We start from the raw sequence: 14,922 nt of genomic DNA on the forward strand, positions 1-14,922 counted from the left end.
CTAGTCGTAGATTGGACAATGTGTATTAAATGCGGCCTGACAAAACTCGCCAGGATCGTTGAATCGCTTATTCGCATTTAATGCCGATATCGCCTGCATTTCGTCTTCGGTAAGACTAAAATCAAAAATATCCAGATTTTCCTTCAGACGATGTAATTTTGAGCTTTTGGGGATAATGGAACAGCCTCGTTGTATGTTCCAACGCAATACCACCTGAGCTTCGGTTTTTCCGGTTCTGGCTGCGGCTTTCTGGACGGCCTCCTGAACCAGTACTGATTCATTTTGCGCTGCCATGTTCAACTCCAGATAAGACAAGGCCCCCAATGGCGAAAAGGCGGTAACCTGCAGCCCCATGTTTTTCGCCAGTTTAATCAGCTTTTCCTGAGTTAAATAAGGGTGTGATTCTATCTGCAGCGCAAAGGGTTTTTTGTTGGCGTAGTTCATCAGATCCATCAACAGTGCTGAATTATAATTGCACACCCCAATTTCGCGGGTAAGCCCGGCATCTACTAACGCTTCCATTGCGTGCCATGTTTCGGATAAAGGCACTTTGGCAAAAGCCATTTTAGGATTTTCGGCATTGGGATCTAAAAACCACTCTGGAGGATAACGGCTTTCAAAATCTACATATTGTTGCGCAATCGGGAAGTGGATCAGATACAAATCCAGATACTCCAGACCTAAATCAGCCAGGGTTTTTTCCAAAGCCGGTCTGACGTGTTCTTTGGCATGATAGGTGTTCCACAGCTTGGAAGTTATCCAGAGATCTTCGCGGCGACACAAACCGTCTTCGATTGCCCGTTTAATGCCTTCACCCACTTGTTTTTCATTGCCGTAATCACAGGCACTGTCGAGATGGCGATAGCCGACAGAGATCGCATCGTAAACCGACTGCGCACAGTCTTCAGGGGCAATTTTCCACAATCCTAATCCGACTTCGGGCATTTTTTCTAATGGCATTGTTAACTCTCTTGTTAGCATTTGGGACAAACGCTTTAGCACTATGTGTAAATCGCCTGTCAAATCTTGTGTCTTATATAAGACTTATATTAGATTTAATCAGACAAATGTCAATCCCGCATGACTGAAATTTGTGCACAATTTTTAATGTAATGTTAAAAAGGCTGGCGCAAGGGCTGGTTTGAACGGACTTCGAACCATACACCGATAAATCCTTGTAGATTGGAATTTATTCCAACGACGCGTTTTTGATGTTTAAACGTACTGTTGGTACTGTTCATTTTGTGCCATGCGTAATTTGGGGCAAATCTCTTGCGGCTATTGCCTTTTGTGACTTTTAGATATTTGATTATCATGGCACTATGGATGCAAGTGGGCTAATGCTCGGCAGAACAACACTCAATTTGTGCGATATTAAATTTTTACAGGTAATCCATGCTGAAGCGTATCTTCTCGCTAATACTTTTCTTTTTTTGTGTGCAAGCTTTTTCTTATCAGGCTTCATTTGCACATCTGCACTATTACAAAACCGAAGGAGTATTGCCCGAGCCGTATAATTCATTCAGTCTCGAAATTAAATTAAATGAAGAAAGCGATGACGCTGAATTATTTGAGCTTTGGATTTCGAATAGAAGGATTGATTTTGGTGATAAAGACCTAACCAAATTAAAGGCACTAGACTTAAGTTCCTTAAGAATTTTAACTGAAATGTATAGAGCGCCGGGAGCCCCAGCTGTACCTATTCAGGAAGGTTTCCAAGACTGGTTTTTCATCAAGATTGACTTTGGGGAAAGTTATAGAGTCGAATGGGATCAGGATGGTGAAACGCATTATAAATGGGGTAAGGATACATTAGAAATAATGGTCACCATGGGTGAAGAAGGTTCAATTAACGTTTTAAAACTTCAGTAGGGTTGGTAAATTAGCTGTAGCAAAACTGCCCACTAAAGTGGTACAAGAACATTCTTCGGGTAGTTTAGCCAGCGAGTAATCGACCTTTAAATTAGCTGTTGGTTCTTATGAGTAAGCTGAAAAACCATTAGTAATTGATAACTTCGGAGAGTTATTAGCTCTTCACCGAATTATTATAGAGGCACGCTTCAACCAAGTTCCTCGCGACTTAGACGTTCGAAGAGGAGCACTTGTTGTTGATCTGGCGAATAAAGTTGTTTCGTTGCTGCAAGAAAATGACGAAAGCGCCAATTGGGAAGAATGGCTTGTTGCTGATGAACACCCTTATATTATTGAAACTATCACCAGAAGAATTGAAGAAGATAATGAGGGTATTTGGGCTAATTTAACTCAAGAAGAAAAGCCTGAATTTATTGAGTATTTAGCAGTACCGTTCAAGCCCTCTAAACAAATAATCGCAAAGCTTATTCAAGAGAACACATAACAAGCATATTGACGCGCTGCGCTGGGACATTTGCTTGTATGTTCCCTCCGTTTTGTATTTTTAGCCTCCTGGTAATTACCCCTTTTAGGAAGGTATTGCATTTAAAAAGAATTGAGCATGTCCAAGAAAATTGAAGCTAATGAACTAGAAAGCCTGGAAGTTAATGGTGTCGGACAAGTTACTCCTGGCATGCATTTAGAGCATGCTGTCTTTGGTTTAGGCCAAGTAGAAGCGATCTTTAACTTTGTTAAATCTGACGATATAACGATACGCATAAATTTCGAAAAACATGGTTCAAAGGCATTGGTGCCGGAGTATGCAAATCTGTCACTACCAAAACCTAAAACACAAAAAAACTCGTTCATCTCTAAGCTAGTCGGATGGGGCAAATAAAAGCATAACAAGCTGTTTATAGATGGGGCTAAGATTTACAAGCACATCCATCTTGAGTTTCTTTCAAAAACAATCAAAGTAGTATTTGAAGAAAAAACAAATCTGGCTCCTGTCACACATGTTTTCTCTTGCTATGGGCATATGAGGAGAGAAGGGGAGTTCCCCTTCGAGGAAGCACGATAGAGTGTGGAACTACAATTAATCCAGGTCTACCAGGTAATGATAATTGTCGGAGCGACAGTGATTAATACGAAATTCGATTAACTTTCCGTCGAGGGCGCGGGTTAGTCGGGTAAACATCAAAATCGGGTCGCCGACCTTAACTTCAAGATTCTCCGCATCGCGTTGATTTGCAGATGTGGCTTTAATGCGATCTGTCGTTTTGTGGACGGTGAGATTAAAGTTTAATTGATAGAAGTGATACAGGGTATGGGGCAATTCCGGCATTTCATGCAGGCCAGGAAAGTACTTCTCAGGTAAATAAATATCTTCCAGCAGGCAGGCTACCTGATTGATCAGGCGCTTGCGGGACAGGAAAATCACCTTGTCATCCGCTCCCAGGTTGAGCTGTTCGGCGATATTTTTAGTGGGGGTTTGCAGTTCAAACGCAATGATTTCTGCTTCCGGCAATTGTGGTGCCTGGTTGTCTTCCACCAATGGGAAAAAGCGATATAACGCCTGGTTTCCGGTGTGTTCAGAGACAAAAGTCCCGACACCCTGACGACGGGTTAAGACCTTTGATTGGGTGAGCGTGTTCAGCGCTTTGCGCACTGTACCCTGGCTGACACCAAACTCTTCGGCCAGTTGAAATTCATTGGGCAGCATTTCGCCGGGTTTCCAGCGCTGTTCTACAATAAGCTGTGTCACATGTTCTTCCACTTGTTTGTAAAGCGGTTGAAACGCCAGTCCGCTGGGACTCATCTTATTGTCGAATTTGCTACCTTTCATTGTATCTTTATTTTCCCAGATATGTTGCCGTTGTAAACGATTTCATTTTCCGTAACTCACGGTGGCATTCTCGCAGTTTAACCTGCAAGAATCAAAGTTGTCTATCACGTTAGTTGCTTAACAAGTGCAAAGCTGGCAGCTGAATTTTTGCTGTTAAAAACGGATTTTCAATTTTTTTCAGCGCCATAATTTGCCACTAAAATCTCAGTTTTATTTTGCCAGTTGTTATCCATCTGGACATTATAAACAGCAATAAATTCAGCGATTTGTTATAGATCATAGAAAAATCGGCTGTTTACAAGGCCATCATTTATTTTGTTTACTGGGGCATGGTCTAAGCTGTTTTAGTTCAGCTTGTTAACACTTTGTTATTGCCTTGTGACCGAGCATTTCGTAAACTGTTTTGTAACTTATATAAGACATAAGATAAATGTAGCAGCTGTTTTACCGGAGTGCACAGCTTAATCTCAACGTTTTTCCTGGAGATCCCAATGAGTGATTTTTCTATACCAGTGCCTGCGTGGAATGATATCCCACAAATCAAATGTCATGGCTCAGCCGTTTGTCAGGACAACAACCAGGTTTCGATCCCTTTAGAAGAAGGCGTGTTGACAATCTCTATGTACACCAGTGGCTTTCGTATACAGGCCGGACAAAACCGCAAAGATGAGTATGGCATGTTAAAGCAATTGCCAGAAGTACTATCTTGCAATGTATACGGTGACGATACCCAAACCAGGATTGAAACTGCACAACAGACGTTAGAGATTTTGCACAATCCTTTTCAGTTTCGTTTTTCACGGCATGATGAACTGGTGCAGAAAACCCCGAACGATGGCCATTTTGTCAGACCGCTGCGACTACCTCCCCTGGCCAAAGTCGATGACGGTTGGTTGATGTCATTTGATTTACAAAGCGACGAAGCTGTTTATGGTTTAGGTGAAAAATGGGGAAAGTTGAACAAACGCGGCCAACTGGTGCGTTCCTTTAACCATGATGCGCTGGGCGTGAATGCGGAGATTTCCTATAAAAATACGCCCTTTTGCTGGAGTCCGGAAGGCTGGGGCGTATTTGTCCATACTCCGGCCCCGGTAACACACGGTGTTGGCTATGCGCCCTGGTCGCAACGTGCTTACAGTGTGCTGATCGAAGACGAAACCCTGGATATTTTTGTATTTGCCTCTGATAAAACCAATGTTGGTGCGGATATTCTGGACCAATACACCAACTTAACCGGGAAAGCACCGGTGCCCCCGGAATGGAGTATGGGGGTAATTCTCTCCAAAGCTTATTATAAAGATGCTGAGGAATTATTGGCGACGGCGAAAGCGGTGCGGGAACAGAAAATGCCCTGTGATGTGATCACCCTGGATGGTCGTGCCTGGCAGGACACTGACACACGCTTTGCGTTTGAGTGGGACCCAACTCGCTATCCGGATCCCAAGGTGGTGCTGGATCAGTTAAAAGCCATGGATTATAAGATCTGTATCTGGGAATACCCGTTGGTCTCAGTGAAAAACCCCTTGTTTCAGAAAATGGCGGACAAGGGCTGGCTGTTAAAAGATACCCGAACCGGCGAAGCATTCCGCTATCAGTGGGATATGAGTGCTTTTGGTGAAGTATTAACTCCACTGCCAGAGTCCGGTATTGTCGATTTCACTCATCCGGATGCCTTTGCGTTTTGGCGGGAGTCCCACAAGCCGCTGTTTGATTTGGGCGTTGATATGATCAAAGCAGACTTTGGTGAGCAGGTGGAAGATCCGCATATGGTGGCCCACAATGGCGAAACAGGGTTGGCGCTGCACAATGTCTATGCGTTGTTGTACAACCGGTGTGTGTATGAAGCCGCCGAAAAGTACAGTCAAAATGGCCCGTTTTTATTCAGCCGTTCTGCCTGGACAGGATCGCAATGTTATCCGGCGCAATGGGGCGGTGATCCGCAGGCAGACTGGGGTGGTCTGGCAGCAAACATTCGCGGCGGTATCAGCTGGGGACTTTCCGGGGCACCTTTTTATGCTACCGATGTTGGCGGATTCTTCAAAGATACCCGCGATCCGGAGTTATACGTGCGTTGGTGTCAGGCCGGTGTTTTCTCTGCTCATATGCGATTACACGGTATTGGTCAACGGGAACCCTGGAGTTACGGTGACGAGGCCCGCGACGCAGCCAATGCAGCCCTGAAGTTGCGTTATCAAATATTACCTTATCTGCAAAAGACCATGGCCGTCGCCAGTGAATCGGGGTTGCCGGTGCAGCGCGCTATGGTGTTAGCGTTTCCCGATGATCCGGCAGCCTGGGCCTTCGAAGATCAGTTTATGTTCGGCGAAGATATTTTGGTGGCGCCGGTTTACCGCACTCAGGGCAAGGTGACTGTGTATTTGTCGAAAGGCGACTGGATTAAGCTGGATACCAAACAGCGCTACAGTGGCGCTCAGGTCCTGAAGTTGCAATTGCCGCTGTCGGAAATGGCGGTCTTTGTCAAAGCCGGGGCGCAGTTGGAGTTAATGAAACCGGTTGAGCATCTCAATAATCAAACAATCGCTCAACTGGAGCGCGTCAGCTGGTGATCTAATGCGGTAATGGGGCGAACTGCTCGCGTTACCGCTAATAAACGCTATCTTATAAAAGAGTTAATCTGAGTGAGCACATTATGGAACTACAAGAAGTCGTAACGACGTTATTAACCTGTGTCTTTTTTATGGGACTGGTTGCCTGGATATCATGGCAAAAGACAAAAGGGGTTGTAGATTCCAAAGATGGTTACTTTCTCGCGGGTCGCGGCTTAACCGGGACTTTTATTGCCGGTTCCATGTTGCTGACCAACCTCTCTGCTGAACAGTTAATTGGTCTGAATGGTTCTGCTTATGGTTACAATATGAGTGCCATGGCTTGGGAAGTCACCGCTGGCTTTGCCACTATTATCATGGCCATGATCTTTCTGCCCAGGTACCTGGCAGGCGCATTTTCTACCTTACCCGAGTTTCTCAAAGGTCGCTTTGACGATACGGTGCGGCGCATGACCGTGGTGCTCTTTATGGTGGGTTATGGTTTGATCACCATCCCGTCTGTGCTTTATGCCGGCTCTGTGGCGGTATTGAGGTTGTTTGATGTGCCGGCACTGCTCAATGTCAGCTATGAACTGGCACTGGTGATCACCATAGTGACCGTTGGCACCGTAGGTGCGGTTTATGCCATTTTTGGTGGTTTAAAAGCGGTAGCCGTCTCCGATACTATCAATGGGGTTGGTCTGTTAATTATCGGTATTCTGGTGCCCATCCTGGGGTTTGCGGCTCTGGGAGGTGGCAGCGTGCTAAGTGGCATGGAAACCGTATTTTCGGAGAACACCGACAAGCTCAATGCGGTGGGTGCTGAAACTGATCCCGTGCCCTTTGGCACTATATTTACCGGCATGATCTTCGCCAATTTGTTCTATTGGGGTACCAACCAATACGTTATCCAGCGAACATTGGGGGCCGCCAGTCTGGCCGAAGGCCAAAAGGGCGTATTGTTCTCCGGTTATTTTAAACTGATGGTGCCGTTTATGATGATGTTGCCCGGGGTGATAGCGTTTCACCTCTATCAGGGCGAACAACTGCAGAGCATTGATCTGGCATATCCCCGATTAGTCAAAGACGTGTTACCCCTGTACCTTTCCGGCTTTTTCCTGGCGGTATTGCTGGGTGCGGTATTCAGTTCTTTCAACTCTCTGCTCAACAGTGCCGCCACCCTGTTTGTGCTGGACGTATACGCGCCCATGAAGGATGACAAAGTGGGGGATCAGGAGCTGATCAAGGTGGCTAAAATTGCCAGTGTGGTGATAGCGCTGTTTTCCTTTATTGTGGCTCCCTTGTTGATGTTTGCCCCGGAAGGCTTGTGGCAAATTATTCGTATCTTTACCGGCTTTTATAACATTCCGGTGATCGCCATTGTACTGGTGGGCTTATTCTCCAACCACGTTCCGGCACTGGGTGCTAAGATCGTCATCGTATTCCACGTGATAGCCTATGGCTTGCTGAAGTTTGTCTTTGAAGTGGAAATTAACTTTATTCACATCTATGCCATTCTGTTCATTATTGAAGTGGCGATTATGGCGGTTGTTGGGCGCTTGTATCCCTTGCAGCAAGACTGGCATTACGAGCGTAAAGACACCGTCAGCCTGGTGCCCTGGAAGTGGGCGTTTCCCTCTGCTATTACGTTATTGTCCTGCATCATCCTTTTGTACGTTTTCTTTTCACCCATCGGAATTGTGGGTGGTTTAAGCGACATGTTTTGGCTGGTGGTGTTTTTAATTATTGTCAGCAATGTGCTGCTCAGTAGCTACGCTTTGCGCCACTGGCATAAATCCTATGCGGAGAGCCTGGCTAGAATCGGCAGAGAAGACAGTCTCTAACCTGGAAAAATAACACCGGATATCCGCTTTTTACCTGACCAAAGGCGGTATCTGTAACTTTTTTAGGTCTTATATAAGATATCTATTGTATTAACTCTTGTTAACGGGTATGTTAATGCAATGTAACGAATTGAAATTCGCTGTTTACAAGATATTAAATAAACAGGCGGATATTAGACGAAGGTGATTGAGCAATCCTGTTATTGCTCATCGAACTAAACACAACACTCTGTACTAAAACAAAGGACCACAGGTTTGTTATCTGACCCCAGGTCCACTAATAACACGGCAGATTTAAAGGTTTACACCGGACAATCCGGTTTTTACCCAAAATAAAAAACAATGTCGGAGAAGACACATGCGGGCATATAGAAAACAAATCGCGATTGCGGTCGCGTCAGCGTTAGCTGTTATGGGCACACAATCTGTGGCCTTTGCTCAGGAAGATTCAGAAGAAAAAGGTGGTTTTGAGACCATCGAGGTAACAGCGCAAAAACGTGTTGAACGCGTTTCTGATGTGCCGGTTGCTGTTTCTGTATTACGTAGCGAGCAAATTGACTCTACCTTTTCCTCAAACTTTGAAGGACTGCAAAACCTGGTGCCTTCGGTGAGTTTCAGAAAAGGGACTACTACGCGTAACTCGGCTATCACCGTGCGTGGTATCGGCACTATATCATTCAGTGTGGCGGCAGAGCCCAGTGTTTCAACTGTGGTTGACGGTGTGGTACTGGGTCGTTCCGGTCAGGCTTTTACTGATCTGTATGATCTGGAACGCATTGAAGTATTGCGTGGTCCTCAGGGCACCCTATTTGGGAAAAATGCCTCTGCGGGTGTGGTCAACATCACCACCAAACGTCCTACCGGTGCCACTGAAGGCATGATTGAAGCCACCATTTTCCAGGATAATGAATATAAACTCAAAGGTAAGATTCAGGGTGAGATCACTGATACTGCCGCTGGTAGTTTAGTGTTCACCAAGTCTGCTTTCGATGGCAATTTGTTTAACGTTTACAACAACGAAACGGTAAACGGTTACGACAAAGAAGGTATACGCGGCATGTTAGATGTCGATGTGACTGACAGCACCAAAATGTTGTTTATCTTCGAAAATGTTCGCTCTGATGATGACTGTTGCGCAGACATAGAAGCCCGTCCTAGTGGCAGAAACCCGGATTCAGAAGCCGCCCCCAATGGCTCTGGCCTGGATCTGGATCAGCGCTTGATTGATCATGATTTTGAATCTCGCACTGTGGACGAAACGACCTCATTCTCGGTGCAGTTAGACACTGAATTTGACGGATTTTCTTTTACCTCAATTACTGCGTACCGCACCTGGGATAATACCGAGTGGCGTGAAGGTGATTTTACATCTATCGCCGGTGACTCCGATGAGATAGTCACCTTTGACAATACACCACCGTTCCAGTTGCACGATGTGGGTCCACAAAGCTGGGATCAGTTTTCACAGGAAATTCGTCTTGCATCTACCACGCAAGGTAAGTTTGACTGGCAGGTGGGGGCTTATTTCTGGGATATGAGTTCTGAGCGTAGCTTTACCCGTGATGCCAGTTGTCAAAACAACAACTATCTGGATGGCGATGGCAATCCAAATCCCAACAGCCACCTGAATAACGCAATCCGTTATCATCTGAGTACTGCAGAAGGCATTGATAATCCGACTGATCAGCAAGTGGCAGATTATATTGAAGCTGAAGGGATCACCTGTAATGCCAATGACATCGTAAGCGCCACTGCTTACATGGAAACCGAGTTTAACAACTGGGCGGTGTTCGGTGATGCTAAGTATCACGTATCAGACGATTTTCGTTTATTGATGGGGTTACGCTACACCGATGATGAAGTCAGCTTTAAGCACAATCGTGTCAGCAACGATCCGTACGGCCGCAAAGGCGTGGGCGTGCGCGAGGCGGAATTAAACACTGATTACAGCGGCAAAACCAGTGAAACTAACGTGTCCATTAAGTTGGGTGCGCAGTATGACTTCGAAGATGCAGGTATGACCTATTTCACCTATTCACAGGGTTACAAAGGTCCGGGTTTTAACGTGTTCTACAACATGGGCATCAACGATACCCGACCTATCGGTGAAGAGACATCAGACGCTTACGAGCTGGGCTACAAATACGCCAGTCGAGACATCCTGTTCAATGCCGCCATTTTCCGCACTGAAATTGATGGATTCCAGGCGAACAACTTCGACAACACCGGTGGTGTCACCATTACCCGCTTAACTAACGCCGGTTCGGTGATTACCGAAGGTTTTGAGGCGGACATCTTGTGGCAAGCCACGGACAACCTGACCATTAATGCCGGTTTTGCCAGCGTAGATGCCGAAATTGACAAATTCAACTGCCCGTTAAACGAGCCTGACTGTGGTGGTCGTGCCGGTGCAGATGTACCTTTCTCACCTGACCTGAAATACTCAGTGGGAATGGATTACACCCAGGAGCTGGATAATATGAATGTTATCTACAACGCCAGCTATGTTTACACCGATGATCAGGTGGCAGACTTCCTGGATGCGGGTGTTGACCGTTCAACGTCGCCGCTGGTGTTACCGGATTACGCATTGCTGAATGCCAGCATTGGCTTCTCATTCCGTGATGACCAATATCGCGTAACCCTAATCGGTAAAAACCTGACAGACGAAAGCTTCTTTACCACCTACAGTGGTGATGGCTTCCGCTACCAGGTACCACGTGATGCCGATCGTTACTTCGGCGTACAGTTCCGGGCGAACTTCTAAAATCCCATTGGCGGCGGGTTTATTGTGTTCCCCCGCTGCCTTCTTATACCAATTCCAATAAGTACTCTGTGTGTTGCAGGAGGCCGAAAGGCCTCTTTTTTGTGCTCAAAAAACTAGGCTTCCGGTTTGGCCGGGTGGGTAATTAAAGCAACGATGCGCCTGACCAGCGGTAACACCAGCAACAAACAGGGATAGGCAATCACCCAACTGGACAACCAGGAATTTAGCCAGGTAGAAAACAACGACTGGCTACCATCATAAAGCTTTACCGTGACTACCAAAGCTACCAAACCACTCATCAACATGGACAAAAGAAAAGGCATTAAATGCGGTGCCCAGGACGCGGGCAGGCGATAACGGGGTTTTTTAAGTTGTGGCATAAGGAGGTCCCTTACATTTAATTGATATGCAAATGTATGGGCTAACACGGGTTATTCAATACGGTCTGGAAATCTGCTCTGTTGCTTCTGGTGTTTTTTTGGGGTAAGAAAAAATATCACCATGTGCTTCACAAATCACCAATCTGCGACTAATATAATTACCGAAAGGCGATTTGTTAATGTTAACTTTTGAGCAGGCGTTTAGGATGAATAGCTTCAACATTTCGAAATCAATGATAACCACCTGGTTATGGATGCTGGATAAATCAGAGGATGAGCGCCTGGCGAAGCAGGCACACTCGTTGTTGTTGAAACTCTTTCCCAGTATACAGGACGCCCGTCGTTATACGACGGAACCCTGACCTCAGACTTGTCATGTGTATTTGGGTAGCCAGGCTGACAGCTTAAGTAAGGCTAATTGCCCTTTTGTGGTTGGCCCTGGGCCTGCATTCTGTTGACCATATCTTTAGCCGCAGCATTGGCAGCAGCCCGTTGTGCGGCGGTTGTACATTGTTTTACCGGCAGTCTGGACCCGGTGACGGTGATATTTTTACATTCGAAGCCCAGGCGTTGCTTTTGTTCTTCACTGAGACACTCGGGAAGTTGTTTATTTTCCTGACATTGGTTGATTTGCGCCAGTTCTGTGGAGTTGGAACTGCAACCGCTTACCAGCACAAAAACCAGACTGGCAACGATTGAATAGCGGCGATTTACCATCGATTTCTCCTTTTTATTGCAAACTGAAAAAGCCACCCGAAGGTGGCCTGATCGCATTAGAAGCTCACATTGACACCGGCAAAGATGTATCTTCCCATGGCGTCGAACGGGCCAGGAAAGGTATTGCCATTACCGATACCTGATGGCGTGTTAGGTACGATAGGTGGCTCTTTGTCCAGCAGGTTGTTGATGCCGAAACGCAGCCCGGTACTGTCTGTTACTTGCCAGGTGGAGGCAATATCCAGGTAGTTTTGTGCAGACAACGTAGTCGGTCCATCGTTCAGCTCGTCAGTTTCGCCAAAGTGACGCCAGGTCGCAGTAATTGCCGCATCCCATGGGGTTTCCCAGGTCACTTTCAGGTTGTGTCTCAGATCGGGGGTAGGGGCACCACAGGTTGAACGATCCCAGTAACCTTTACATTCAACCACCGGAGCGTCCGGAGTGGATTTTTGATCCCATTTTGTCAAATAGGTACCCACCAGGTTGATCTTCACGGCGCCCATATCGTCCAGTTCAAAGCGATAAGAGGCATCAAAATCAATTCCCGAGGTTTCAAAGAAGCCGATGTTGATATCGGTGGCCACAATATTGTCGTTGCCAATCCACAACGTACCTCGGCCTGGGTCTCGATTGATAAGGCTACAGAATTCATCGGCACCGGTGAAGGCACATTGATCCAGAATAAAGCGCTCCGGTACATTGGCAATGGCACCTTGCACGTCAATGTTAAAGTAATCCAGTGCCAAATCGAATCCGGGCAAAAATTCCGGCGCTAAAATCAAACCAAAAGAGACCGTATCGGATTCTTCCGGCTCCAGATCCGGATTACCGCCGGTTATGGAGTTATACTGGCCCGCCGGATTATCAGCGATATTGCCGTATTGTGCCTGGGTTACTCCGGTATTGGCGCATTGTTCAAAGGTATACAAGGGGGTTGTTCCGGCACAGGGGTCCTCGTTCATGTTGTATAAACCCAGTGATTGTGGACGGAATAAATCGCGCACATTACCGGCTCTGACGGCATGCTGGAAGCTGCCTCTGAAGCGAACCTGTTCGTTTACCTGCCAGTCAGCGGCGTATTTGTAGGTGTTGGTGCTTTGTCCGGTGGAATAATCTGAATAGCGATAGGCCAGGTCCAGGGTGATTTGGTCAGCAAAAGCGACATCTTCCAGAAGCGGCACACTCAGTTCAGTGAACAGTTCATCAACGTCATATTCGCCAAACACCGCCGCTGTGGGACCGCCCTGGCCAGCACCGTCGCCTGACTGGAAAGCTGCATCGGGATCGAATTCCAGTGATTCTTCCCGGTGTTCCAGCCCCAGCACTACACTGACTCCGTTGGTATTGCCCGGCATTTTTACGCCATAACTGGTGAGATCGCCCGATACATAACCACTGATCTGTTTGGTGACGGTATTGCCCTTTGATACCAGTGGCAGGTTCAGATACGCCAGTGCCGCATCAGTAACGCCACCTGTGGTGAAGATATTGTAAGGCACACAGTTAAGATCCGTACCATCAAGAACCGACTGGCACACAGGTTCGCCGGTGTTGGGATCGGTGACGACGTTAAGGGCACGGGTCAGATTGGTAATTGACAGATCATTTTTATACAACTGACTGAACGTCACTGAACCATAGTTGGCAAAGATGTCATAATTCCAGTTATCACCTAAATAGCCTCGAGCACCGATGACGCCGCGAAACGAAGTGTGTCGCAAATCATCCAGGCGCTGTCCGCCTTCGACGTTGCGCTTTCCGACAAACGCATTGACCACATCATCCTGATCAAACCCGCGTTGCGCACACAACATGTCAAATTGCTGTTCGGACAATAGTGGGTTGTTACAGTTTAAGGTACTGGTGACAAAAAATGCGCCTGAGGGTGCCACACCAGCAACACTGCGGTCGTCCATAAAGTTCACTTCGGCATAGATATCCAGCTTTTCGTTGAGTTCATAGTGTCCAAATGCACCAAATGTTTTGCGTTCATCCGGGCGCTGGTAATAACTTACTTCCGCATAGTTGTATGTTTCACCATTGCGGTTGAGGAACTGATCACCGGAAACGATAAAGTCATAGCTGGAAAAGTCAGTTACGCGACCTTCCGCGATAGTACCTGAACCAACACAACCATTGGGTACACCACTGATGGCACAATGGGCGTAATCCCGATCCCCCTGAACGACCGCACCCACGTCACGCACGGTGGCGTACAGGGTGACATTGCCTTTACCATCAGCGGTATTGGCACCCAGAATAATACTGAAGTCGTGGGTTTTGCCATCCGTGACACTGCCATTCGGTGCATTGAAATTCGCATCGGCATTGAGTTGTTGCAGGCGGTCATTATCATTGTTGTGCTGATTGAAACTGTATTGGTAGTCGAGACTGACGCCTTCAAAATCCTCTTTCAGAATAAAGTTCACCACACCAGCTATTGCGTCAGAACCATAAGTGGCTGATGCACCACCGGTAAGAATCTCTACGCGTTCCACCAGTGCGGCGGGTATCTGATTGATATCTGCTCCGATACCACCGGCTTGCGGCGAGCCCGCTGGCAGTCGACGACCGTTTAGCAAGGTTAAGGTACGGGTGGACCCCAGGTTACGCAAATCTACGGTGGCTGTTCCGGTGGCGCCATTGGCAATGGCCGAGGTTTGGGCCGCAAAAATCTGCGGCATATCATTTAATAAGTCTTCTATTCGCGTGACACCGGAAATAGCAATATCCTCGGAAGATATTTCCGTTACCGGGCTGGTGCTGACCAGATTACTGCGTTGAATCCGGGATCCGGTCACCGCGATTTTTTCCACCTGGTCCGCGCTGTCAGGTGATTCCTGAGCAAGTGTAGGGGAGCAAAAGGCACCACCCATAAGGGCAACGGCCAGTGCTGTCGTTAGTTTATTGTACTTAAACATGTGTTTCTCCTGGGTACCGATGCCAGTTGCAATACATTGCAGCGGGCATT

Annotated in this window: 12 protein-coding genes; 7 read left to right on the plus strand and 5 right to left on the minus strand. The window is 46.9% G+C overall.

The window, feature by feature from the left end:
* Complete coding sequence (locus tag LJ740_RS20905; RefSeq protein ID WP_229531079.1) at window positions 1-960, minus strand: aldo/keto reductase; 960 nt, start codon at window positions 958-960, stop codon at window positions 1-3.
* Between the two features lie 435 nt (window positions 961-1,395).
* Between LJ740_RS20905 and LJ740_RS20910 the strand changes: the two genes are divergently transcribed.
* The 3 genes from LJ740_RS20910 to LJ740_RS20920 all read left to right on the plus strand — a co-directional run bounded on the left by LJ740_RS20910 (window position 1,396) and on the right by LJ740_RS20920 (window position 2,749).
* Window positions 1,396-1,872 carry a hypothetical protein gene (locus LJ740_RS20910; protein WP_229531080.1) on the plus strand — a complete coding sequence of 159 codons (477 nt, stop codon included), beginning with the start codon at window positions 1,396-1,398 and terminating at the stop codon, window positions 1,870-1,872.
* 262 nt (window positions 1,873-2,134) lie between these two features.
* Window positions 2,135-2,356 (plus strand): hypothetical protein, encoded by a 222-nt coding sequence (locus tag LJ740_RS20915; RefSeq protein WP_229531081.1) that lies wholly within the window; start codon window positions 2,135-2,137, stop codon window positions 2,354-2,356.
* 117 nt (window positions 2,357-2,473) lie between these two features.
* Entirely contained in the window at window positions 2,474-2,749 is a 276-nt protein-coding gene (locus LJ740_RS20920) for a hypothetical protein (protein ID WP_229531082.1), read from the plus strand.
* 198 nt (window positions 2,750-2,947) lie between these two features.
* Here the strand turns inward: LJ740_RS20920 and LJ740_RS20925 are convergent, their stop codons facing one another.
* Window positions 2,948-3,697 carry a GntR family transcriptional regulator gene (locus tag LJ740_RS20925; RefSeq protein ID WP_229531083.1) on the minus strand — a complete coding sequence of 250 codons (750 nt, stop codon included), beginning with the start codon at window positions 3,695-3,697 and terminating at the stop codon, window positions 2,948-2,950.
* Window positions 3,698-4,188: 491 nt separating this feature from the next.
* Between LJ740_RS20925 and LJ740_RS20930 the strand changes: the two genes are divergently transcribed.
* The 3 genes from LJ740_RS20930 (at window position 4,189) to LJ740_RS20940 (ending at window position 10,854) form a co-directional block, all read left to right on the plus strand.
* Window positions 4,189-6,264 (plus strand): glycoside hydrolase family 31 protein, encoded by a 2,076-nt coding sequence (locus LJ740_RS20930; protein WP_229531084.1) that lies wholly within the window; start codon window positions 4,189-4,191, stop codon window positions 6,262-6,264.
* An 83-nt stretch (window positions 6,265-6,347) separates the two neighbouring features.
* Window positions 6,348-8,087 (plus strand): solute:sodium symporter family transporter, encoded by a 1,740-nt coding sequence (locus LJ740_RS20935; protein WP_229531085.1) that lies wholly within the window; start codon window positions 6,348-6,350, stop codon window positions 8,085-8,087.
* Window positions 8,088-8,445: 358 nt separating this feature from the next.
* A complete protein-coding gene (locus LJ740_RS20940) occupies window positions 8,446-10,854 on the plus strand; it encodes a TonB-dependent receptor (protein ID WP_377307018.1) in 2,409 nt (802 codons plus the stop codon).
* A gap of 113 nt (window positions 10,855-10,967) precedes the next feature.
* Here LJ740_RS20940 and LJ740_RS20945 read toward each other — a convergent pair whose 3' ends face one another.
* Window positions 10,968-11,234: a DUF2798 domain-containing protein gene (locus LJ740_RS20945; RefSeq protein WP_229531086.1), complete on the minus strand. Its 267-nt coding sequence runs from the start codon at window positions 11,232-11,234 to the stop codon at window positions 10,968-10,970.
* A gap of 206 nt (window positions 11,235-11,440) precedes the next feature.
* Between LJ740_RS20945 and LJ740_RS20950 the strand changes: the two genes are divergently transcribed.
* On the plus strand, window positions 11,441-11,596 hold the full coding sequence (locus LJ740_RS20950; protein ID WP_229531087.1) for a hypothetical protein: 156 nt from the start codon (window positions 11,441-11,443) through the stop codon (window positions 11,594-11,596).
* A gap of 52 nt (window positions 11,597-11,648) precedes the next feature.
* Here the strand turns inward: LJ740_RS20950 and LJ740_RS20955 are convergent, their stop codons facing one another.
* Both LJ740_RS20955 and LJ740_RS20960 read right to left on the minus strand, forming a co-directional pair.
* Window positions 11,649-11,951, minus strand: coding sequence for a hypothetical protein (locus tag LJ740_RS20955; protein ID WP_229531088.1), 303 nt, complete (start codon window positions 11,949-11,951; stop codon window positions 11,649-11,651).
* A gap of 56 nt (window positions 11,952-12,007) precedes the next feature.
* Window positions 12,008-14,872, minus strand: coding sequence for a TonB-dependent receptor domain-containing protein (locus LJ740_RS20960; protein WP_229531089.1), 2,865 nt, complete (start codon window positions 14,870-14,872; stop codon window positions 12,008-12,010).
* Between the last annotated feature and the right edge of the window lie 50 nt (window positions 14,873-14,922).

The organism is Planctobacterium marinum (assembly GCF_020687805.1).
Lineage (GTDB): Bacteria > Pseudomonadota > Gammaproteobacteria > Enterobacterales > Alteromonadaceae > Planctobacterium > Planctobacterium marinum.